The organism is Paucibacter sp. XJ19-41 (assembly GCF_028462495.1).
Taxonomy (GTDB): domain Bacteria; phylum Pseudomonadota; class Gammaproteobacteria; order Burkholderiales; family Burkholderiaceae_C; genus Roseateles_E.
In genome coordinates, this window is sequence record NZ_JAQOWX010000033.1 from 1 (window position 1) to 20,214 (window position 20,214).

21 protein-coding genes are annotated in these 20,214 nt (G+C 68.1%); 10 read left to right on the plus strand and 11 right to left on the minus strand.

Annotated features, from left to right (window positions below; genetic code table 11):
- Positions 1–124 precede the first annotated feature (124 nt).
- Entirely contained in the window at positions 125–1,906 is a 1,782-nt protein-coding gene (gene ptsP, locus PO768_RS10815) for a phosphoenolpyruvate--protein phosphotransferase (protein ID WP_137944124.1), read from the minus strand.
- A gap of 111 nt (positions 1,907–2,017) precedes the next feature.
- Here ptsP and PO768_RS10820 point away from each other — a divergent pair, with 111 nt between their 5' ends.
- A complete protein-coding gene (locus PO768_RS10820) occupies positions 2,018–2,851 on the plus strand; it encodes a GNAT family N-acetyltransferase (RefSeq protein WP_272646072.1) in 834 nt (277 codons plus the stop codon).
- A 21-nt stretch (positions 2,852–2,872) separates the two neighbouring features.
- On the opposite strand, the gene PO768_RS10825 is transcribed toward PO768_RS10820, so the two are convergent.
- The 3 genes from PO768_RS10825 to PO768_RS10835 are packed head-to-tail and all read right to left on the minus strand — an operon-like array spanning position 2,873 to position 4,093.
- Positions 2,873–3,142, minus strand: a complete 270-nt coding sequence (locus PO768_RS10825) for an HPr family phosphocarrier protein (protein ID WP_266009180.1) — start codon at positions 3,140–3,142, stop codon at positions 2,873–2,875.
- A 5-nt stretch (positions 3,143–3,147) separates the two neighbouring features.
- Positions 3,148–3,561, minus strand: a complete 414-nt coding sequence (locus tag PO768_RS10830; RefSeq protein WP_262969148.1) for a PTS sugar transporter subunit IIA — start codon at positions 3,559–3,561, stop codon at positions 3,148–3,150.
- Between the two features lie 43 nt (positions 3,562–3,604).
- Positions 3,605–4,093 (minus strand): hypothetical protein, encoded by a 489-nt coding sequence (locus PO768_RS10835; protein WP_272646073.1) that lies wholly within the window; start codon positions 4,091–4,093, stop codon positions 3,605–3,607.
- A gap of 38 nt (positions 4,094–4,131) precedes the next feature.
- Between PO768_RS10835 and PO768_RS10840 the strand changes: the two genes are divergently transcribed.
- The 8 genes from PO768_RS10840 to mdoH all read left to right on the plus strand — a co-directional run bounded on the left by PO768_RS10840 (position 4,132) and on the right by mdoH (position 14,454).
- A complete protein-coding gene (locus tag PO768_RS10840; protein WP_272646074.1) occupies positions 4,132–5,508 on the plus strand; it encodes a CaiB/BaiF CoA transferase family protein in 1,377 nt (458 codons plus the stop codon).
- Positions 5,509–5,875: 367 nt separating this feature from the next.
- Positions 5,876–7,033: a hypothetical protein gene (locus PO768_RS10845; RefSeq protein ID WP_262969145.1), complete on the plus strand. Its 1,158-nt coding sequence runs from the start codon at positions 5,876–5,878 to the stop codon at positions 7,031–7,033.
- 36 nt (positions 7,034–7,069) lie between these two features.
- Positions 7,070–7,579, plus strand: coding sequence for a TlpA disulfide reductase family protein (locus tag PO768_RS10850; RefSeq protein ID WP_269839078.1), 510 nt, complete (start codon positions 7,070–7,072; stop codon positions 7,577–7,579).
- Positions 7,580–7,597: 18 nt separating this feature from the next.
- Positions 7,598–9,022 (plus strand): ATP-binding protein, encoded by a 1,425-nt coding sequence (locus tag PO768_RS10855; protein WP_272646075.1) that lies wholly within the window; start codon positions 7,598–7,600, stop codon positions 9,020–9,022.
- A gap of 25 nt (positions 9,023–9,047) precedes the next feature.
- Complete coding sequence (locus tag PO768_RS10860) at positions 9,048–9,569, plus strand: hypothetical protein (protein WP_272646076.1); 522 nt, start codon at positions 9,048–9,050, stop codon at positions 9,567–9,569.
- Positions 9,566–10,933, plus strand: coding sequence for a sigma 54-interacting transcriptional regulator (locus PO768_RS10865; RefSeq protein WP_272646077.1), 1,368 nt, complete (start codon positions 9,566–9,568; stop codon positions 10,931–10,933). Before PO768_RS10860 ends, PO768_RS10865 begins: the two co-directional genes overlap by 4 nt.
- Positions 10,934–11,092: 159 nt before the next feature.
- Positions 11,093–12,604, plus strand: coding sequence for a glucan biosynthesis protein G (locus PO768_RS10870; protein ID WP_272646078.1), 1,512 nt, complete (start codon positions 11,093–11,095; stop codon positions 12,602–12,604).
- Positions 12,604–14,454, plus strand: a complete 1,851-nt coding sequence (mdoH, locus tag PO768_RS10875) for a glucans biosynthesis glucosyltransferase MdoH (RefSeq protein ID WP_272646079.1) — start codon at positions 12,604–12,606, stop codon at positions 14,452–14,454. Before PO768_RS10870 ends, mdoH begins: the two co-directional genes overlap by 1 nt.
- On the opposite strand, the gene lipA is transcribed toward mdoH, so the two are convergent.
- Both lipA and lipB read right to left on the minus strand, forming a co-directional pair.
- Positions 14,443–15,435, minus strand: a complete 993-nt coding sequence (gene lipA, locus PO768_RS10880; RefSeq protein ID WP_272646080.1) for a lipoyl synthase — start codon at positions 15,433–15,435, stop codon at positions 14,443–14,445. The genes mdoH and lipA overlap by 12 nt on opposite strands.
- Positions 15,436–15,455: 20 nt before the next feature.
- Complete coding sequence (gene lipB, locus PO768_RS10885; protein ID WP_272646081.1) at positions 15,456–16,124, minus strand: lipoyl(octanoyl) transferase LipB; 669 nt, start codon at positions 16,122–16,124, stop codon at positions 15,456–15,458.
- A gap of 93 nt (positions 16,125–16,217) precedes the next feature.
- On the opposite strand from lipB, the gene PO768_RS10890 reads away from it, so the two are divergent.
- Positions 16,218–16,853: a tetratricopeptide repeat protein gene (locus PO768_RS10890; protein ID WP_272646082.1), complete on the plus strand. Its 636-nt coding sequence runs from the start codon at positions 16,218–16,220 to the stop codon at positions 16,851–16,853.
- Here PO768_RS10890 and PO768_RS10895 read toward each other — a convergent pair.
- Genes PO768_RS10895 through PO768_RS10915 form a run of 5 tightly spaced genes read right to left on the minus strand, consistent with a single transcriptional unit; the run spans position 16,850 to position 20,192 of the window.
- A complete protein-coding gene (locus PO768_RS10895; RefSeq protein WP_262969136.1) occupies positions 16,850–17,137 on the minus strand; it encodes a DUF493 family protein in 288 nt (95 codons plus the stop codon). The two genes, PO768_RS10890 and PO768_RS10895, sit on opposite strands and share 4 nt — an antisense overlap.
- 14 nt (positions 17,138–17,151) lie before the next feature.
- Positions 17,152–18,027: a D-amino acid aminotransferase gene (locus PO768_RS10900; RefSeq protein ID WP_272646083.1), complete on the minus strand. Its 876-nt coding sequence runs from the start codon at positions 18,025–18,027 to the stop codon at positions 17,152–17,154.
- Between the two features lie 38 nt (positions 18,028–18,065).
- On the minus strand, positions 18,066–19,214 hold the full coding sequence (locus PO768_RS10905) for a D-alanyl-D-alanine carboxypeptidase family protein (protein WP_272646084.1): 1,149 nt from the start codon (positions 19,212–19,214) through the stop codon (positions 18,066–18,068).
- Positions 19,215–19,243: 29 nt separating this feature from the next.
- Positions 19,244–19,861 (minus strand): alpha/beta hydrolase, encoded by a 618-nt coding sequence (locus PO768_RS10910; protein WP_272646085.1) that lies wholly within the window; start codon positions 19,859–19,861, stop codon positions 19,244–19,246.
- A 4-nt stretch (positions 19,862–19,865) separates the two neighbouring features.
- The gene (locus tag PO768_RS10915; RefSeq protein WP_272646086.1) at positions 19,866–20,192 is read right to left on the minus strand and encodes a (2Fe-2S) ferredoxin domain-containing protein; all 327 of its coding nucleotides are present in this window, start codon (positions 20,190–20,192) and stop codon (positions 19,866–19,868) included.
- Positions 20,193–20,214 lie beyond the last annotated feature (22 nt).

Genomic DNA, 20,214 nt, shown 5'->3' on the forward strand with positions numbered 1-20,214 from the left:
TTCAGACTCTCGTCTCGAACAAACTTGCTAGCAGCGAAGCCCTCGACTGTAGCACAGGTTTTTTAGGACTTGCAAGTACTCGGCGGCAATTTCTTGTGAAGCGAGTACCAACGGCGGCTTGCTACTACTGCATCAGGTGAGACAGCTTGCTCGCCGAGAAGGCGAGATCCGCGGCGCGCTGCGGATCTTCGCTGCTCAGTACCTCGGGTAGTGCAGCGGCCAGACGCGCCGCGTCGGCCCTGAGGATGCGTTGCTTGACCGAGGGGATCTGCGAGGGGTGCATCGAGAAATTGCGCAAGCCCATCGCCAGCAGCAGATCGGTGAAGGCCGCGTCGCCCGCCATCTCGCCACAGACACTGACCGATTTGCCGGCTGCTGTCGCCTGCGCAATCGAGGTCGAGATCAACTGCAGCACCGCCGGGTGCCAGGGGTCGTAGAGATGGGCCACCGCCTCATCGGCCCGGTCGATGGCCAGCGTGTACTGGATCAGGTCGTTGGTGCCAATGGATACAAAGTCCACATGGCGCAGCAGCAGCGGCAGCATGACGGCAGCGGCCGGTATCTCGATCATCACGCCGATATCGACTCGCGTGAACGCCTGGCCGGCATCCGTCAGTTGCTGCTGCACCCGTTTGACGGCTTCCAGCACCTGGCGAATCTCGCCCAGGTGCGCCACCATCGGAATCAGCAGGCGCAGCTTGCCGTAAGCGCTGGCCCGGTAGATGGCGCGCAATTGCTGACGAAACATACTCGGCTCGGCCAAACTCCAGCGGATCGCCCGCAAACCCATCGCCGGGTTCAGCACATGCTCATGTCGGAGCTCACTGGCCGACATCCGGTCCAGCGGCTTGTCGGCCCCAATGTCCACCGTGCGAATCGTCACCGGCATGCCGCGCATCGCCTCGACCGCCGCACGGTAGGCCTCGAACTGCTCATCCTCGCCAGGCAGTTCGCCCTCTCTGTTCATGAACAGGAACTCGCTGCGGAACAGCCCAACGCCGGTGGCGCCCGCTTCGACGGCTGCCGGCGCATCGGCCGGCAATTCGATATTGGCCTGCAACTCGACCCGCTCGCCGTCCAGGGTCACGGCCGGCGTGTGCCGCAGCCGCGCCAGCCGGGCACGCTCCAGCTCGCTCTGGCGCTGCCGGAAACGGTACTCTTCCAGCACGATGGGTGACGGATCGACGATCACCGCACCGGCATCGCCGTCGATGATGACCCAGTCGTCCTGGCGAATCAGGCGCGAAGCCTCGCGTGTGCCGACCACCGCCGGGATGTCCATGCTGCGCGCGACGATGGCCGTGTGAGAGGTCTTGCCGCCGATGTCGGTGATGAAGCCGTGGAACACGCTGCGCTTGAACTGCATCATGTCGGCAGGCGCGATATCGGCCGCCACCAGCAGCAGCGGGTCCTCGCCGGCAAAGTCGCGCTGCACAACGCTGGCCGCACCGCCCGCCTTGCCCTGCTGGCGCGCCAGCACGCCCAGGATGCGCTCGACCACCTGCTCCAGATCGGCCTTGCGCTCGCGCAGGTAGTCGTCCTCCATCTCGTCGAACTGGCGTGCCAGCACCTCGAGCTGGGCCGACAGCGCCCACTCGGCGTTGTAGTGTCTCTCGATGATCCATTGCTTGGTGGCACCGGTCAGCGCCTCGTCGTGCATCAGCATCAAATGCACGTCCAGCAAGGCCGCCAACTCATGCGGAGCATCGTCGGGTAGATCGCGCTTGAGCGTCTCGAGCTCCTGCGCAACCTCGTCGCGCGCGCGCATGCAGCGCTGAATCTCGCTCTCGACACTGGCCGCGTCGATGAAGTAATGCGCCACATCGACGCGGCTGGATGCCACCAGCACGGCGCGGCCGATCGCCACACCGCGTGAGACAGGAATGCCGAAGACCTGAAAGCTCATGCGTCGACTGTAGCAGCGAGGAAGCGGGTCACGGATTCGTCATTCGATCGTCACCGGCGCGTCACCGCCAGGCCCGAGCATGGGGCTCGTCAACCAACGACGAGGCCATCCATGAGGGATCTTCCGCTGCCCACCCTGCCCTTCTCGGATCTGCGCCCGCCCCCGGCGGAACGGAGGTCACTTCCACTGGAGCCTCAAGCTTCTGCACGGGCTCGCCTGGACGTGGCCTGGGCGCGCACGGAGGACGAAGTCCGAGAAGCACAGCGCCTGAGGTATCAGGTCTTCGTCGATGAGATGGGGGCCCGGTTGAGCGTCCCTAAGGGCGCGCCGGCCGGTCACGACATCGATATGTTTGACCCCTTCTGCGAACACCTGCTGGTGCGCAGCGTCGAAGTCGACGGCCGCCCCGGTCCGGTCATCGGCACCTACCGGGTGCTGACTCCGGCGGCGGCCAAGCGCGCCGGCGGGCTCTATAGCGAGACCGAGTTCGACTTGACGCGTTTGCGCGGGCTGCGCTCGCGTATGGTGGAACTGGGCCGCTCCTGCGTGCACCCCGAGCACCGTTCCGGCGGGGCCATCATGGCGCTGTGGGGCGCTTTGGCAGAGTTCATGGTGCGCAATGAACTGGACACGATGATAGGCTGCGCCAGCGTCAGCATGCGCGATGGCGGCCACTACGCCGCAGCGCTGTGGAAACAGCTGGAGCAAAGCCATCTGGCCGGCATCGAGTGGCAGGTGCGGCCACGTCTGCCCTTACCGGTCGACGAGTTGCACCGCAGCGAGACGGTGGCCGAGGCGCCGCCGCTGATCAAGGGCTATCTGCGTTGCGGCGCCCGCATCCTTGGTGCGCCGGCCTGGGATCCGGACTTCAACACCGCCGACCTGCCGATGATGATGCGCATCGCCGACCTGCCGGCGCGCTATCGCCGGCATTTCCTCGGCTGATCCGGGACGAGCCGGCGAGCCTTACTGCCCTTCGCCGAACTTGTCGTTCACCAGGGCGGTGATCGCATCCTGGGCGGCCTGCTCGTCGGGGCCTTCGACCTCCAGCTCGACCTGGGACCCCATGCCGGCCGCCAGCATCATGACCCCCATGATGCTCTTGGCGTTGACCCGGCGCCCGTTTCGGCTCATGAACACTTCACACTGGAAACCGCCCGCCAGCTTGGTCAGCTTGGCCGAGGCGCGGGCATGCAAGCCCAGTTTGTTGCTGATGGTGAGGGTCGATTTGAGCATCGGCACTAGCTTGTCTTGTCGTTGATGGGGTCGGGCGCATGGCCCAGCACAATGCCCTTGGATCCGCCCTCGCTGGCGCGCTCGACCAAGGCGTCGATCGGCTCGGCCGCATAGCACAGCGAACGCCACAGCATCGGCACATTGACGCCGGCGATCACCCGCACATGGCCCTGCACATCCAGCAGGCGCTGGGCCGCATTGCAGGGCGTGGCGCCGAACACATCGGTCAGCACCAGCGAGTCCTCATGCCCGGCGGCGGCCAGCAGCGCGCGCGCCTGGGCCTCCACCGCCTCGACCGACATCTCCGGCGTCACATCCAGCACCGCGAGCTGAGGCGCGCAGTTGGGGAAGGTGTGCTCGGCTACCGCCTTGAGGGCGGAAGCCAGAGGGGAATGGGCAATCAGCAGGAGGCCGGACATGGCCCCATTATCAGGGCTTCGCCGGCAGCGGGCCGAGGCGGGTCTAGATGTCGAGCCTGAAGCCCGTCAGAAAGGCCTCCCAGGCCGCCTCATCCGGCCGGGACCCCAGCATCACCGCCTGGTAGACCCGCATCCCGCGCGCAAACACCGCGACCCGGGCCTGCTGCTGCTCGGCTTGCAGCCCCTGCTGCAAGGCCTGCGGATTGGGCGTCATGCCCCTGACCTGCACCGCCTGGGCCGGCGCCGCACGGGCCTGCAGCCGTGCGGCCAGCGACTCGCGCATCTGTTGCAGGGCCGGAGTGACCTGGGCCGGATCATCGAGCTCGGCCCAGGTCAGCGAGAAGCTCAGCCCCGCCGCCTTGCAGGCCGCCAGACCCATGCGGACCGGCTCGCGCCGTTCGACCTCGGGTTTGCAGGGAAACAGGGCCAGCACGCCGGCACCGTCCGGCCGCAGCTCGCGCCAGTCCAGGCTCGGGCTGCAGGCACTCACAACGGCAAGCAGGGCGAGCAGCAGGGCAGGGGCGATTCTCATCGCCTCATTATCCAGGGGTGCTGTCGCACAATGTGCGCATGCAAGCCACCCCCTCACTCCCCCCGGGCGCGCTCCATGGCGTGCGCGTGCTCGATCTGTCCCGCGTGCTGGCCGGGCCCTGGTGTACCCAGACCCTGGCCGATCTGGGCGCCGACGTGATCAAGGTCGAACGCCCCGGCAGCGGTGACGACACCCGCGCCTGGGGCCCGCCCTATCTGAAGGACCGCGAGGGCAAGGACAGCAGCGAGGCTGCCTACTACCTGGGCGCCAACCGCAACAAGCGCTCGATCACGATAGACATCGCCCACCCCGAGGGTCAGGCCTTGATACGGGCGCTGGCCGGCAGCGTGGACGTGGTGGTGGAGAACTTCAAGGTCGGCGACCTGGCCCGCTACGGCCTGGACGCGGCCAGCCTGCGCGCCCTCTACCCGCGCCTGGTGTTCTGCTCGATCACCGGCTTCGGCCAGACCGGCCCCTACAAGGACCGCGCCGGCTATGACTATGCGGTGCAGGGCCTGGGCGGGCTGATGAGCGTGACCGGCGAGCGCGACGAGCTGCCCGGCGGCGGGCCGCAGAAGGTGGGCGTCGCGGTGGCCGACCTGTTCACCGGCCTGTATGCGACGGTGGCCATCCTGGCCGCGCTGCGCCATCGCGACGCCACCGGCGAGGGCCAGGTCATCGACATGGCCCTGCTGGACACCCAGCTGGCCATGCTGGCCAATCTGGGCTCCAACTATCTGTGCACCGGCCAGGCGCCCGGCCGCATGGGCAATGCGCACCAGAACATCGTGCCCTACCAGGTCTTCGAGGCCGCCGATGGCCATCTGATCCTGGCCGTCGGCAATGACAGCCAGTTCGCCAAGTTCGCCGAGATCGCCGCCCTCATCAAGACCCGGACCCGCAACAGCTGGCTGGCCGCGCTGGAGGCCGCCAAAGTGCCTTGCGGCGCGATCAACAATCTGGCCGAAGCCTTTGCCGACCCGCAGGCCCAGGCCCGCGAGATGACGGTGGCGATGGCTCACCCCTTGAGCGAGCAGCTGCGCCTGGTGGCCAGCCCGATGCNCCGCAACCGTGAGCTGCTGGTGCCCGAGATCGCCGCCCTCATCAAGACCCGGACCCGCAACAGCTGGCTGGCCGCGCTGGAGGCCGCCAAAGTGCCTTGCGGCGCGATCAACAATCTGGCCGAAGCCTTTGCCGACCCGCAGGCCCAGGCCCGCGAGATGACGGTGGCGATGGCTCACCCCTTGAGCGAGCAGCTGCGCCTGGTGGCCAGCCCGATGCGCTTGTCGGCCACCCCGGTCAGCTACCGCCGGCCGCCGCCGCTGCTGGGCCAGCACAGCCAGGACATCCTGGCCGAGGCCGGGCTGGACGGCGCCCGGATCGCCGCGCTGCGGAGCGCGGGCGTTCTGGGCTGAAGCAGGCGCCATCAGCGTGAGAAAGTTCTCGAATCGTCGCNGGCCACCCCGGTCAGCTACCGCCGGCCGCCGCCGCTGCTGGGCCAGCACAGCCAGGACATCCTGGCCGAGGCCGGGCTGGACGGCGCCCGGATCGCCGCGCTGCGGAGCGCGGGCGTTCTGGGCTGAAGCAGGCGCCATCAGCGTGAGAAAGTTCTCGAATCGTCGCCAAATAGCTGCCAACATGCGCCAGCCATCCGCGTTTCCCCCGAGACGGGGGATGGACGCTGCCGCGGTGCCCCCGGACCATGGCGACCGCTCCCGGCCACCATCCGGGCCCTGAACCCACACGACTTTGCAGTACCCGTCCTGCCCCTCACCCGCCCTCATGCCCAGCCACACGCCCGCCCCGCCCGCTCCGGGCGCCGCCAACGACGCGGCGCAGGGGCCCAGCCATGCGCAATGGGCCGAGATCGTGCAGCAGCTGGGCGCCGAGATCGCCGGGCCGCTGAGCGCCGCGCTGGAGCGCATCCACAATCTGGTGGCCACCGGCCAGATCGATCGCCAGGGCCTGCGCTCGCTGCGCGAGAGCGTGACCCAGGCCCGCGAGGCCGGCATGATGGGGCAGCAGCTGGCCCGGTTGGCCTCGGGGCGGCTGCGGCTGTCGCGCGAGCGCCTGCAACTGGCCCCGCTGCTGCGCAGCGTGCTGGCCCATCGCAGCCGCGAGACCCAGGCACGCGGTATCCAGGTGCGCCAGGTGCTCAAGCCGGTCGAGGTGATGGCCGACGGCTCGCTGATGTTCGCCCTGCTCAATGCCTTGATGGACTGGGCGCTGGCCAGCACCCATTCCTCGATCGACCTGAAACTCGATCTGACGCCCTGGCCGGCCAAGGCCCGCCTGGTCTGCCGCTTTGCCCATCGTTCGCTCGATCTGCTGGACGAGCAGCGCAGTGCCGAGCTGCCGCCGGCGCTGAACTCGCTGGCCTGGCGCCTGGTCGAGCAGACCGCGCTGACCCTGGGCGTGCTGCCGCTGCGCGAGGACGCCAGCGGCATCACGGTGCTGACGCTGGAGTTTCCGCAGACCGTCGGCGACGAGCCCGGCACCGTGGCGCTGGACCCGCAGGTCGAGCCGGAGCGCGGCGCAGACACGCAACAGCCCTCGCTCAACTCCAAGCCGCTGGCCGGCAGCCATCTGCTGATCGTCTCGCCGCGCCGCGAGCTGCGCGCCCAGCTGCAGGACGCGGTACGGCATATGGGCCTGATCGTCGATCTGGTCAACAGCATCGACGAGGCCGCGCAGTTCTGCCTGGAGGGCCTGCCCCATGGCCTGGTGTTCGAAAGCGGCCTGCGCGGCGCGGCCTTCGACCAGCTGCGTGCCGAGCTGCTGCGCGAGGTGCCGCAGTTCAGCTTCATCGAGGTGCTGGACGGCGAGCACCTGACCCAGCTCTCCACCGCCACCGCCGACGGCATGGCCCGCATCTCGCGCCAGCACCTGGCCGACGCGCTGCCCTCGGTGCTGCTGTTCGAGTTGTCCAAGACCCTCTGACGCCGCCCGCAGCGGCGCTGCACTAAACTGCGGCGCATGAAGCTGCCTCGATTCCTCGCTCCTGCCGTGCTGCTGGCCGCCCTGGCCGGCGGCGGTTTGCTGGCCTACCAGAGCCTGCTGCAGCGCGAGACCGCGCCGGCGCTGAGCTATGTGCTGCTGGACGGCGCCAAGGTCGAGACCCGCCAGTGGCAAGGCAAGGTGATGCTGGTGAACTTCTGGGCCACCAGCTGCACCACCTGCGTGGCCGAGATGCCCGAGATCGTCGCGACGCACCAGAAGTTCAAGGCGCGCGGCTTCGACACGCTGGCCGTCGCGATGAGCTACGACCCGCCGGCCTTCGTCGCCAATTTCGCGCAGAGCCGCCAACTGCCCTTCGGCGTCGCAATCGACAACACCGGCGAGATCGCCAAGCAGTTCGGCCGCGTCCAGCTGACGCCCACCACCTTGCTGATCAACAAGCGCGGCGAGATCGTCAAGCGCTATGTCGGCGCGCCCGATTTCGCCGCCCTGCACCAGTTGGTGGAACAGCTGCTGGCCGAAGCCTGAGCCGGGCGGCACCGCCGCATGTCCCACCGCCTGTATCGCGCCTCCTTCCGGCAACTGCTGCTGCTGGGCTTTCTGCTGATCGCCGGCCTGCTGGCCGCCGCCTCGCTGGGCGGCCTGTTCACCTTGGAGCGCCTGACGGTGCAAAGCCGCAGCGCCGCCGAGCGCGCGGTGCAGCTGAGCAGCGCCGTGCAGCAACTGGCCGAGCGCAGCGTCGCGATGGAGCGGGCCGCGCGACAGTTCCTGGTGCTGGAAGATCCGCTGCTGCGCCGGCGTTTCAACGAGGCGGCCAGCGACGCCGAGGCCGTGCTGCAAGAGCTGCAGGGCCAGCGGCTGATTCCCGAACAGGCCCAGGCCTGGCGGGCCCAGCTCGATCTGATACGCCGCCAGCTCGACGCCGCCTGGCGCAGCCGCAAACGCGAGCAGGATCTGACGGCGCAGTTTCGCGAGCTCGAGGCGCAGACCGTGGCCATCGCCGAGCAGGTGCGCCTGCACACCGAGGCGCGCAACCGCAGCCTGCAGGAGCAGCTGGAGCAGGGCCGGGTCCGGCTGGGCCAGCAGGTGCTGGGGGCGATCGCGCTGGCGGCGCTGCTCTCGCTGGCCTTCGGCTTCTGGCTGACCCGGCCGCTGCGCCGGCTGGAGCAGGCCATCGTCGGCCTCGGCGAGAACCGGCTCACCGAACCCATCAGCATCCAGGGGCCGAGCGACTTGCGCTCGCTGGGCCAGCGCCTGGATTGGCTGCGCCTGCGCCTGGGTGAGCTGGATGCCGACAAGGCACGCTTTCTGCGCCATATCTCGCATGAGCTGAAGACGCCGCTGGCGGCGCTGCGCGAGGGCGTGTCGCTGCTGGAAGACGGCGTCACCGGCACGCTGAGCCCGGACCAGCGCGAGGTCGCCCGCATCCTGCGCGACAACACGGCCACCTTGCAGCAGCAGATCGAGGCCTTGCTGCGCTTCAACGCCGCAGCCTTCGAGGCCGGCCGGCTGCAACGCCGCCGCACCGAACTCGGCGCGCTGATCCAGGCCCTGGTCGAAGCCCAGCGCCTGCAGTGGCAGGCACGGCAATTGCTCATTGAGATCGACGGCGGACCGCTGGAGGCCGAGGTGGACCCGGACAAGCTGGGCACGGCCCTGGGCAATCTGCTGTCCAATGCGATCCGCTTCAGCCCGCCGGGCCGGGGCATCCGTTTCCATTTGTCGCAACAAGCCGGCCAGGTCTGCATCGACATTACCGACCAGGGCCCGGGCGTGGCGCCCGCCGACCGTGCCCGGGTGTTTGAGCCCTTCTACCGCGGCGAGCGCCAGCCCGATGATGCCCTGCGTGGCAGCGGGGTCGGCCTGTCCATCGTGCAGGAATACATTGCCGCCCATGGCGGGCAGATCACGCTGCTGCCCACCGAGCCCGGCGCCCATTTCAGAATCACGCTACCGCATGCCAGTCCCTGACGTCCGCTTACTGTCCGCCCTCGCCGTGAGCCTGCTGCTGGGCGCCTGCGCCCAGCCCAAGCCCGAGATCCGCGAAGTGCGCATCGAGGTACCGGTGCCAACACCCGAGGTCCTGCCCGCCGACGCGGCCGCTCGGCAGTTGCTGACCCATCACGAGCGCCTGCTGAAGCTAACCCCGGCAGAGCTGGCTCAGGAAGTCGCGCCCCGGGATGACGGCAAGCTGACACCGGCCGCCGCGACCCAGTTGGCCCTGGCCTTAACCCTGCATCGCAGCAATGGCGATCTGGCGCGCGCACAAGCCCTGCTCGACCAAGTACAGCGCGACCCCACATTGGAGGCCCAGGCCTGGCTTTCGCTGGCGCGGCTGCTGCAGGGCCGTCTGGCCGAGCAGCGTCGGCTCGAAGAGCAGATCGACAAGCTCAACCAGCAGGCCCGCGACAGCCAGCGCGACAACCAGCGCCGGCTCGACCAGCTCAATGAAAAGCTCGAGGCGCTGAAGGCCATCGAACGCAGCCTCAACACCCGGCCGGCGGCCACCAAGCCATGAGTCACGGCGCCCGCCTGCTGCTGGTCGATGACGACGCCGACCTCTTGAAGCTGCTGTCGATGCGCTTGAGCGCCGCCGGCTACCAGGTCACGCCGGTGGGCAGCGCCGAAGCCGCACTGGCCCAGATTGCGGTGCAGCGCCCGCATCTGGTGCTCAGCGATGTGCAACTGCCGGGCAAGGACGGCCTGGCCCTGTTCGACGCGATCCGCGAACGCCACCCGGCGCTGCCGGTGATACTGCTGACGGCCCACGGCACCATCCCCGACGCGGTCGAGGCCACCGCGCGCGGCGTCTACACCTATCTGACCAAGCCCTTCGACGGCAAAGCGCTGCTGGACACCATCGCCCAGGCGCTGGCGCTGGCCGCGCCCGAGGTCGACGCGCCCGAGCAGGACAGCGCCGCCTGGCGCGCCCCCATCGTCAGCCGCTCCAATGTGATGGCCGAGCTGCTGGCCGAAGCCAAGCTGGTGGCCGCCTCGCAGGCCAGCATCCTGATACGCGGCGAGAGCGGCAGCGGCAAGGAGTTGCTGGCCCGCGCCATCCACAATGCCAGCCCGCGCGAGGGCCGGCCCTTTGTCGCGGTCAACTGCGGCGCGATCCCCGAGCCGCTGCTGGAATCCGAGCTGTTCGGCCACGTCAAGGGCGCCTTCACCGGCGCGGTGGCGAATCACCGCGGCCTGTTCCAGGCGGCCCATGGCGGCACGCTCTTCCTCGACGAGATCGGCGACATGCCGCTGCCGCTGCAGGTCAAGCTCCTGCGCGTGCTGCAGGAGCGGCTGGTGCGGCCGGTCGGCGCCAGCGAGGCCATCCCGGTCGATGTGCGCATCCTGTCGGCCACGCACCGCGACCTGGACGCGGCGATGGCCGAGGGCCTGTTCCGCGAGGACCTGTACTACCGGCTCAATGTCGTCACGCTGGCGCTGCCGACCCTGGCCGAGCGGCGCGAGGACATTCCGCTGCTGGCCCAGCACTTCCTGAGCAAGCTGGCCGACAAATACGACAAGCGTCTGAACGGCTTCGCGCCCGAGGCGCTGAAGGCGCTCAGCACCGCCGCCTGGCCCGGCAATGTGCGCCAGCTGCACAACGTCGTCGAACAGGTCAGCGCGCTGGCCACCACGCCGCTGATCCCGCTGTCGCTGGTACAGCGGGCCTTGCGCGTGCCCAGCATGGAAGTGCTGAACTATGCCCAGGCGCGCCAGCGCTTCGAGCACGAGTACCTGGTCGGCCTGCTGAAGCTGACCGACGGCAATGTGGCCGATGCCGCCCGCCTGGCCGACCGCAACCGCACCGAGTTCTACCGCCTGCTGCAAAAGCATGGGCTGACGCCGGGCCTGTTCCGCACGGATGGCCCGGTCGCTGAATAGCGACAGCGCTTTTCCCTTGTGAATCAATCACTTGGCGAATAGACCCCGGGTCTTGTCGCTGCCCGGCGACACATCGGCCGCCCAGTTTCGGGCAAGCAAATTTAAGCTGTTGATTTAAAAGGGGTTTTTCCTTGGTACGGGTCTTGCAAAGAGACCCGTATGCAGATTTCCTTTTCCCTACGCCACGCACTGGGCCTGTCGGCCCTGCTGGCCCTGGGTTCGGTCCAGGCTTTCGACTTCGAGGACGTCGCGGCCCAAGCGAAGCAGCAGGCCGGCAAGCCCTACCAGGCACCGGCCGACACACTGCCCAGCGAGCTGAAGACTCTCAGCTACGACCAGCTCCGCGATATCCGTTTCAAACCCGAGCGCGCGCTGTGGCGCGGCGAGAAGCTGCCCTTCGAGCTGGCCTTCTTCCATCTGGGCAAGTTCCAGACGCAGCCGGTGCGCATCAACGAAGTCACGCCCCAGGGCGCGCGCCCGGTCAGCTTCAAGCGCGAGGACTTCGACTACGGCAAGAACAAGCTCTCCTACCAAGGCTTTAGCGATCTGGGCTTTGCCGGCTTTCGCGCCCATTACGCGCTGAACAATCCGCAGTACAAGGACGAACTGGTCGTCTTCCTGGGCGCCAGCTATCTGCGCGCGCTCGGCGCCGGCCAGCACTACGGCCTGTCGGCACGCGGCCTGGCCATCGACACGGTCGGTGGCAAGGGCGAGGAGTTCCCGCGCTTCACCGAGTTCTGGATCGAGCGTCCCAAGGCCGATGCCAAGTCGCTGACGGTCTACGCCCTGCTCGACTCGCCACGCGCCAGCGGCGCCTACCAGTTCACGATACGTCCCGGCGGCAACACCGTGATGGACGTGCGCAGCCGCCTGTTCCTGCGCGGCCCGGTTGCGACCCTGGCGCTGGCGCCGCTGACCAGCATGTATATGTTTGGCGAGAACCAGCCGCACCGGACCGACTTCCGCCCCGAGGTGCACGACTCCGACGGCTTGATGGTGGCCACGGCCGAAGGCGAATGGATCTGGCGCCCGCTGATCAACCCGGCTGGCACGCTGACCACCTCGTTTGCGATGAAGGGTCTGCGTGGCTTCGGCCTGATGCAGCGCGACCGCGCCTTCAGCAACTACGAGGACACCGAGGCCCGCTACGAGCAGCGCCCCAGCGCCTGGGTCGAACCGGTCGGCGACTGGGGACCGGGCCGCGTCGAGCTGATGCTGCTGCACACGCCGGACGAGACCAATGACAACGTGGTCGCCTACTGGGTGCCCGAGAAGACGCCGGCCCCCGGCCAGGCGCTGGACTTCAGCTACCGCCTGCATATGCAGGGCGAGGCCCAGCAGCGCCCGCCCGGCGCCTGGGCGACGCAGAGCCGGGCCGGCCGCGGCTTCGCCGAGCTGGCCGCCAACGAGCAGCAGTTCATCGTCGATTTCCAGGGCCCGTCGCTGGCCAAGCTGCCGCCCGACGCCACCGTGAAGGCCGTGCTCAGCAGCGATGCCAACGGCCGCATCACCGAGAGCAATGCCTACCGCAACCCGGTCACCGGCGCCTGGCGCATGACCGTGCGTGTCCAGCAACTCCGCCCCACGCAAGCCACCGAGCTGCGCGGCTTTCTGCAACACGATGACAACGTACTGACGGAAACATGGAGCACCATCCTTCCCCCCCGCTGATGAGCAGCCGAGCGCTGCCGCTGAGCCAGACCGCCCCGCCCATGCTGCGCGGCTCGATGGCTCCCCGCCCCTGGGGCCAGCCCCAGCCCGCCACCGCTGCGCCCGTGATCGAGGCCGCACCCTGGGAAAAAGCCGCACAGCGGCGCCGCCGCGCGCTGATGTTCAGCACGCTGGTGGCCACCGCGCTGGCCACCAGCGTGCTGGCCCGTTCGCAACCGGCGCTGGCCGAGTCCGGCTGGCACTGGCTGCATATGGGTCTGTTCGCGCTGCTGTTCGCCTGGGTCAGCGCCGGCTGCGTCACCGCCGTGATGGGCTTCTGGGTGACGCTGCACGGCGACCCGCATGCGATGTCGCGCCAAGGCACCGGCCTGCAACCGATCTCGGCCGATGCCAAGACCGCGCTGATCATGCCGATCTGCAACGAGAACGTTGCCACCGTGGTCGCCGGCTTGCGTGCCACCTGCGAATCGCTGGCGGCTTCCGGTGCCCTGCGCTTGTTCGACGTCTTCCTGCTGTCCGACAGCAGTGACCCGGCCGTGCGCGCCGAGGAGCAGCGGGCCTGGGCCCAGTTGCGCGAGCGCTTCGCCGGCCAGGGCCGCATCCACTACCGCTGGCGCGCCCGCCGCAGCAAAAAGAAGGCCGGCAATGTAGCCGACTTCTGCCGCCGCTGGGGCCGCCTGTATCGCTATATGGTGGTGCTGGACGCCGACAGCGTGATGAGCGGCGACTGCCTCCTGAGCCTGGTGCGCCTGATGGAGGCCCACCCGAGCGCCGGCATCATGCAGGCCGCCCCGCAGGCCTGCGGCCATGACACCTTGCACGCCCGCGCCCAGCAGTTCGCCGGCCGCGTGACCGGCCGCTTGTTCACCGCCGGCATGCAGTACTGGCAGCTCGGCGAGGCGCACTACTGGGGCCACAACGCCATCATCCGCGTCGAGCCTTTCATGAAGCATTGCGGCCTCGCGCCGCTGAACGGTCAGCCGGTGATGTCGCACGACTTCGTCGAGGCCGCGCTGATGCGCCGCGCCGGCTATCACGTCTGGCTGGTACACGATCTGCAGGGCAGTTATGAGCAGCAGCCGCCCCATCTGCTGGCCGAGCTGCAACGCGACCGCCGCTGGTGCGGCGGCAATCTGCAGAATGCGCGCCTGATCAGGGAGCCCGGCCTGCACCCCGTGCACCGCGCGATGCTGCTGACCGGCGCGATGGCCTATGCCTCGGCGCCGTTGTGGCTGCTCTATGTGGGCCTGGGCGCGGTGCTGTGGATGAATGGTGGCAATGACAGCTTTGTGCCGCCGGGCGGCTTCGGCATCGGCGTGCTGGGTCTGTGGACCGGCACGATCGCGATGCTGGTGCTGCCGCGCGTGTTGGGCGTGCTGGCGGTGTTGCTGAAGGGCGAGCAGTCGCAGTTCGGTGGCACGGCGGCGCTGTTGGGCAGCACGCTGGTCGAGGCCGGCATGTCGGTGCTGCAGGCACCGCTGCGCATGGCCGCACACACCGTCTTCGTGATCGGCGCCCTTGTTGAAAAATTCGCGGGCCTGAAGCTGGAATGGAAATCGCCCCCGCGCGAGGCCAGCGACGTCAGCTGGCGCGAGGCCGCCGCGAGCTTTGCGCTGCCCGGCACCGCCGTGCTGGGCTTGTGCGCGCTGCTGGCCGCGCTGCAGCCGAGCACCTTGCTGTGGATCGCACCGATGGCGCTGCCGCTGCTGCTGGCCGTGCCGATCACGGTGTTCAGCAGCCGGGCCAAGCTCGGTGCGCGCTTGCGCGAGGCCCGCCTGCTGCTGATCCCGGAGGAGACCCGCGCGCCGACCGTGCTGCGGCGCGCCTGGACTTATGCCTTAAGCAGCTGAAACCCCGGCCGCATGGGCCTGCTGGTCGGCGTGGTAGCTGGAACGCACCATCGCGCCGACCGCCGCATGGCTGAAGCCCATCTTGTAGGCTTCTTCCTCGATCAACTTGAAGGTGTCGGGGTGCACATAGCGGCGCACCGGCAGGTGGTGGCCCGAGGGGGCCAGGTATTGCCCGACGGTCAGCATGTCGATGTTGTGGGCGCGCATATCCCGCATCACCTGCAGGATCTCTTCATCGGTCTCGCCCAGACCGACCATGATGCCGCTCTTGGTCGGCACGCCAGGCACGGCTTCCTTGAAACGCTTCAGCAGATCAAGGCTGAACTGGTAGTCCGAGCCGGGGCGCGCTTCCTTGTACAGGCGCGGCGCGGTTTCCAGGTTGTGGTTCATCACGTCCGGCGGTGCGGCCTTCAGGATGTCCAGCGCACGGTCGGCGCGGCCACGGAAGTCGGGCACCAGCACCTCGATCTGGGTCGTCGGGCTCAGCTCGCGGACCTTGGTGATGCACTCGGCAAAGTGGCCGGCACCGCCGTCGCGCAGATCGTCACGGTCCACGCTGGTGATCACCACATACTTCAGCTTCAGCGCGGCAATGGTCTTGGCCAGGTTCAGCGGCTCGTCGACATCGAGCGGATCCGGGCGGCCGTGGCCGACATCGCAGAAGGGGCAGCGACGCGTGCACTTGTCGCCCATGATCATGAAGGTGGCCGTGCCCTTGCCGAAGCATTCGCCGATATTCGGGCAGGAGGCTTCCTCGCAGACCGTGTGCAGCTTGTGCTCGCGCAGGATCTGCTTGATCTCGTAGAAGCGGGTGCTGGGCGAGCCGGCCTTGACGCGGATCCAGTCGGGCTTCTTCAGCATTTCGCCGACCGGCACGATCTTGATCGGGATGCGCGCGGTCTTGGCCTGGGCCTTTTGCTTCGCGGTGGCGTCGTAGTCGGCGGCGTCCTGCGCCTGGTGAATCACGTTCTCGGTTGCCATGGCCTTCTTCGCTCTTGTTATCAGCGCGACAACTGGGCGGCAAGCCGCTCGCCGAAGCGCTGGGCCACCGTGGGCCAGTCCGTAGAAACCCCGATTCTAGCGAGGTCGACCGTTTCGAGCCCCACATAGCCGCAGGGATTGATGCCCAGGAAGGGCCGCAGATCCATCGCCACATTGAGCGCGGCACCGTGGTAGGTGCAGTGCCGGCTGACCTTCAGCCCCAGCGCCGCGATCTTGCCCAGACCCTTGAAGGGATCCAGCGGGTCGGCCGGGCCGGTCAGCGCGCCATGGGCGCCGGGATCGTCGAGCCGCACATAGATGCCCGGCGCGCCGCCGACTCGGTGGCCGGTGACGCCAAAGCTGTCCAGGGTCTGGATCAGCGCAGCTTCGAGGCGGAACACATACTCCTTGACGAAGATGCCCAGGCGCTTCAGGTCCACCAGCGGATAGGCCACCACCTGGCCGGGGCCGTGATAGGTGACCTGGCCGCCGCGATTCGTCTGCACGACCGGAATGCCGCCGGGGTTCAGCAGATGGTCGGCCTTGCCGGCCAGGCCTTGCGTATAAGTGGGCGCGTGCTCACACAGCCACAGCTCGTCCTCGGTGTCGGGGCCGCGCGCCTCGGTGAAGTCGCGCATCGCCTGCAGGGTGCTCTCGTAGTCCACCCGGCCCAGTGTTTTCACAAGCATGGAGGGATGGTAGCGCCGGGCCGTAAGGCCTGGCTGCAGTCAGGCGACTGCAGTTGAGTTAGGGTTGATGCATCCAGCCCTGGAGATTCACTCATGCGACTCATTGCTGTCCTGGTGCTGGCCCTGATCGGGCCGGTTCACGCGAACACGCTGGACCAGGCCCTGGCCGCCTACGAGCGCGGCGAGCTGGAGACGGCGGCCAAGGGCTTTGCCGAGCTGTCGCGCCAGGGCCTGCCGCTGGGCGACTACAACCTGGCGATGATGCATATCCGCAGCGAGCTGCCCCAGCCCGACCTGCCCGAGGCCAAACGCCTGCTGGAACGCGCGGCGTCACAGCGCCTGGTGCGGGCTCAGCTGGCGCTGGGTCAATGGCATGAGCAGGGGCTGCAAGGCAAGGCCGACCTGCGCGCCGCCGCGCACTGGTACGGGTTGGCGGCGGCCTCGGGCAGCGTGGACGGCCAGGTGCAGCTGGCCACCGCCTATTACCTGGGTCGTGGCTTGGCCAAGAACATGGCCCAGGCCGCGCACTGGTATCGCGAGGCGGCCAAGGGTGGCGATGTCGGCGCGCAGTACCTGATCGCGTCGATGTACGAGAAGGGCTTGGGGGTGAGCGCCGATCTGCGGCTGGCGCGCTACTGGTACGACATCGCCGCGCGCAATGGCGACGAGGCCGCGCCGGCCAAGCTCAAGGAGCTCGATCAGCGCCTGGCAGCGAAGCCAGCCGCCTAGAGAACCACCTTCACCATCGGATGCGTAGTCAAGGTCCGATACAGCTCATCGAGCTGCTCGCGGCTGGTCGCGGTGACGGTGATCGTCAGTCCCAGATAGTTGCCGCCCTTGCTGGGCCGCTGCTCGACGGTGGCGGCATCGAACTCGGGGTCGAAGTTCTTCGCCACCATCACGATGGCCTCGACAAAGCCCTCGACATGGGCTCCCATCACCTTGATCGGAAAGCGCGAGGGGTATTCGATCAGCGACTGCTCGGGCGGGATGTCGGGCGGGGTGAAACTCATGATGGCTGCTCTTCTCAGATCGATTGCAATGGCTTGGCGCGCTGGTAGGCCTCGTACAGGCGGGCATAGACCGGTCCGGGCTTGCCGCGCAGCGCGCCATGGCCGACCGGCTCATGGTCCAGCGTCGTCACGGGCAGCACTTCCTTGGTGGCCGAGCTGAGGATGATCTCGTCGGCGGCGAAGACCTCGGCTTCCGAGATCGGGCGCAGGTTGTAGCCGATGCCGCAGTCCTCGCAGAGCTCGCGCAGCAGTTCGACGCGGATGCCCTCCAGCACCTGCTCGCTCTTGGGCACGCCCAGGAGTGCGCCTTCCTTGACGATCCAGACATTCGAGGACGAGGCCTCGGTCAGGTGTCCATCGCGGAACATGATGGTCTCCAGCGCACCCTGGTCGGCCGAGATCTGGCGCGCCAGCACATTGCCCAGCAGCGAGGTGCTCTTGATGTCGCCGCGCTCCCAGCGGAAGTCGCGGGCCGACAGGCAGGCCACGCCGTGATGGCGCTCCTCGGCCGACACCAACTTGGCCGGCGCACTGTAGGAGAAAGCGGTGGGCGCGATGTCCTTGGGCATCACATGGTTGCGCGGCGCGACACCGCGGGTAATCTGCAGATACAGCCACTGATCGTCGGCATCGACCGAGGCGATCAGCTGCCGTCCCACCGCCAGCCATTCGGCGCGGGTCAGCGGGTTCTCGATGCGCAGCTTGGAGAGGCTGCGGTCCAGCCGGTCCATATGCGAGTCGAAGCGGAACAGGCGCCGGCCATAGACCGGCACCATCTCGTAGACGCCATCGCCGAAGATGAAGCCGCGATCCATCACCGAGATCTTGGCCTCGGCCAGCGGCGTGTACTCACCATTCAGATAACAGCGGACATCGGGCAGTGCGTGCATGGAGTTCTCCTCGGACCCATCAAGAGCTTACGCCCGAATCACTTGATCCAGAGCCGGATCGCGTCCCAGGCCCGGCCGAAGATGCCGGCCAGCGGCACCTCCTGCTGCACCACCAGCGGCACCTCGGCCACCGGCGTGCCGGCGGCCGTCATCACCTTCAGTGTGCCGACGCGCTGGCCCTTGGCCAGCGGCGCGACCAGCGGGTCGGTGCGCTCGACCTTGGTCTGCAGCTTGCCGCCCTCGCCGCGCGGCACTGCAATGAAAACCGCTCCCGCCGCGCCCAGCTTGGCCTCGGGCACGGCGCCCTTCCACACCGGCACGGTGGAGACGGCCTGATCCTTGTCGAACAAGCGCACTGCGTCATAGGCCGAGTAGCCCCAGTTCAGCAGCTTCTGGCTTTCGCTGGCGCGGGCCTGCATCGAGGCCGTGCCCATCACGACACTGATCAGGCGGCGCTTGCCGTTCGGGAACTCGCGCTGGGCGCTGGTGACCAGGCAATAGCCGGCCGCCTCGGTGTAGCCGGTCTTCAGGCCGTCGACGCTGGGGTCGCGGCCCAGCAGCAGATTGCGGTTGGGCTGGCGGATCTTGTTATAGGTGTACTCGCGCTGCGAGTAGTAGCCGTAGTACTCGGGGAAGTCGCGGATCAGGCTGGCGGCGATCACTGACAGATCGCGCGCGCTGCTCTTGTGGCCCGGCTCGGTCATGCCGGTGACGTTCTTGAACTGGGTGTTCTTCAGGCCCCAGGCCTGGGCCTGGCGGTTCATCATCGCGACGAACTGCTCGACCGTGCCCCCCACGCCCTCGGCCAGCGCCACCGAGGCGTCATTGCCCGACTGAATGATCATGCCGCGCAGCAGCTCGTCGACCTTGGGCGTCATCGTCGTGTCGATAAACATCAACGAGGGATCGCCCTTGCGCTCGTCCCAGGCACGCTGGGACACCGTCAGCGTCTGCTCCAGCGTCAGGCGTTTTTCCTTCAGCGCGCTGAACACGATATAGGCCGTCATCAGCTTGGTCAGCGAGGCTGGGTCTTGCGGCTGGTCGGCTTCGCGCTCGGCCAGCACCTTGTTGGCCGTGACGTCGAACAGGATGAAATTGCGCGCGGCAATCTCGGGCGGCTGCGGCGCCTGGGCCAAGGTGTTGAGGGCGCTGGCGGCGGCCAGCACGAAGGCAATCAATCGCTTCATCGGAACAGGGTCTCAGGGAAAGGGGCGGATCAGGCAGGGTGCCAGCCGCGCAGAACAATGTCCTTGAGCAGCGGCAGCTGCCCATGGAAGAAATGGCCGACGCCGGGCACGACGGTGACCGGCAGCGCCTGCGGCCGCGCCCAGTCCAGCACGGCGGCCAGCGGCACGACATCGTCGGCCTCGCCATGGATCACCAGGGTGTCGGCCGGCACCGGCGCGGTGTCGAAGCGGCTGGTGGCCGGGCCGACCAGACACAGGCGCTCGGCGGCGACCTCCAGGCGGCGCGCCGCCTGCGAGGCGACGAAGCCGCCGAAGGAAAAGCCGGCCAGCGCAAGCGGCAGCGCTGCGTCGCGGGCGTGAGCGATCACGGCCAGCGCATCGTCAACCTCGCCGCGCCCCTCGTCCCAGGCACCGGCCGAGCGGCCGATACCACGGAAGTTGAAGCGCACAGCGCGGTAGCCCATCTGCACAAAGGCACGCGCCAGCGTCTGCACGACCTTGTTGTCCATCGTGCCGCCCTGCGTCGGGTTCGGATGGCAGATCACCGCGACGCCGCGCAAGACCTGACTCTCGGCCGGCAGATCCACCGCGCACTCGATCTCGCCAGCCGGGCCGGCGATCAGCAGCTTCTCGGTTCGCGAATTCATTGCTTCAGCGCCCGACGTTGTCAGGCAGCACCAGACGCTCGACCACCCGGCCCTGCTGCAGATGCTGCTCGACGATCTCGTCGATATCGCTGGCATCGACATAGCTGTACCAGACCGCGTCCGGATAGACCACGGCCACCGGGCCGCCGGAGCAGCGGTCCAAGCAGCCGGCCTTGTTGACGCGCACGCCGCCGGGGCCGGCCAGGCCCAGGGACTTGACCCTGGACTTGCAGTGATCGAAGCCGGCCTGCGCACCATGCTGGGCGCAGGCGTTGTCGCCGCTGTCGCGCTGGTTCAGGCAGAAGAAGATGTGGCGCTGGAAATAGCTCATGGCCGCGATTGTAGGCAGTGCG

Bases quoted from the DNA above. Each gene is read 5' to 3' on its own strand.
- ptsP (WP_137944124.1), bottom strand. From the start codon at position 1,906: ATGAGCTTTCAGGTCTTCGGCATTCCTGTCTCACGCGGTGTGGCGATC.
- PO768_RS10820 (WP_272646072.1), top strand. From the start codon at position 2,018: ATGAGGGATCTTCCGCTGCCCACCCTGCCCTTCTCGGATCTGCGCCCG.
- PO768_RS10825 (WP_266009180.1), bottom strand. From the start codon at position 3,142: ATGCTCAAATCGACCCTCACCATCAGCAACAAACTGGGCTTGCATGCC.
- PO768_RS10830 (WP_262969148.1), bottom strand. From the start codon at position 3,561: ATGTCCGGCCTCCTGCTGATTGCCCATTCCCCTCTGGCTTCCGCCCTC.
- PO768_RS10835 (WP_272646073.1), bottom strand. From the start codon at position 4,093: ATGAGAATCGCCCCTGCCCTGCTGCTCGCCCTGCTTGCCGTTGTGAGT.
- PO768_RS10845 (WP_262969145.1), top strand. From the start codon at position 5,876: ATGCCCAGCCACACGCCCGCCCCGCCCGCTCCGGGCGCCGCCAACGAC.
- PO768_RS10850 (WP_269839078.1), top strand. From the start codon at position 7,070: ATGAAGCTGCCTCGATTCCTCGCTCCTGCCGTGCTGCTGGCCGCCCTG.
- PO768_RS10855 (WP_272646075.1), top strand. From the start codon at position 7,598: ATGTCCCACCGCCTGTATCGCGCCTCCTTCCGGCAACTGCTGCTGCTG.
- PO768_RS10865 (WP_272646077.1), top strand. From the start codon at position 9,566: ATGAGTCACGGCGCCCGCCTGCTGCTGGTCGATGACGACGCCGACCTC.
- PO768_RS10870 (WP_272646078.1), top strand. From the start codon at position 11,093: ATGCAGATTTCCTTTTCCCTACGCCACGCACTGGGCCTGTCGGCCCTG.
- mdoH (WP_272646079.1), top strand. From the start codon at position 12,604: ATGAGCAGCCGAGCGCTGCCGCTGAGCCAGACCGCCCCGCCCATGCTG.
- lipA (WP_272646080.1), bottom strand. From the start codon at position 15,435: ATGGCAACCGAGAACGTGATTCACCAGGCGCAGGACGCCGCCGACTAC.
- lipB (WP_272646081.1), bottom strand. From the start codon at position 16,124: ATGCTTGTGAAAACACTGGGCCGGGTGGACTACGAGAGCACCCTGCAG.
- PO768_RS10890 (WP_272646082.1), top strand. From the start codon at position 16,218: ATGCGACTCATTGCTGTCCTGGTGCTGGCCCTGATCGGGCCGGTTCAC.
- PO768_RS10895 (WP_262969136.1), bottom strand. From the start codon at position 17,137: ATGAGTTTCACCCCGCCCGACATCCCGCCCGAGCAGTCGCTGATCGAA.
- PO768_RS10900 (WP_272646083.1), bottom strand. From the start codon at position 18,027: ATGCACGCACTGCCCGATGTCCGCTGTTATCTGAATGGTGAGTACACG.
- PO768_RS10905 (WP_272646084.1), bottom strand. From the start codon at position 19,214: ATGAAGCGATTGATTGCCTTCGTGCTGGCCGCCGCCAGCGCCCTCAAC.
- PO768_RS10910 (WP_272646085.1), bottom strand. From the start codon at position 19,861: ATGAATTCGCGAACCGAGAAGCTGCTGATCGCCGGCCCGGCTGGCGAG.
- PO768_RS10915 (WP_272646086.1), bottom strand. From the start codon at position 20,192: ATGAGCTATTTCCAGCGCCACATCTTCTTCTGCCTGAACCAGCGCGAC.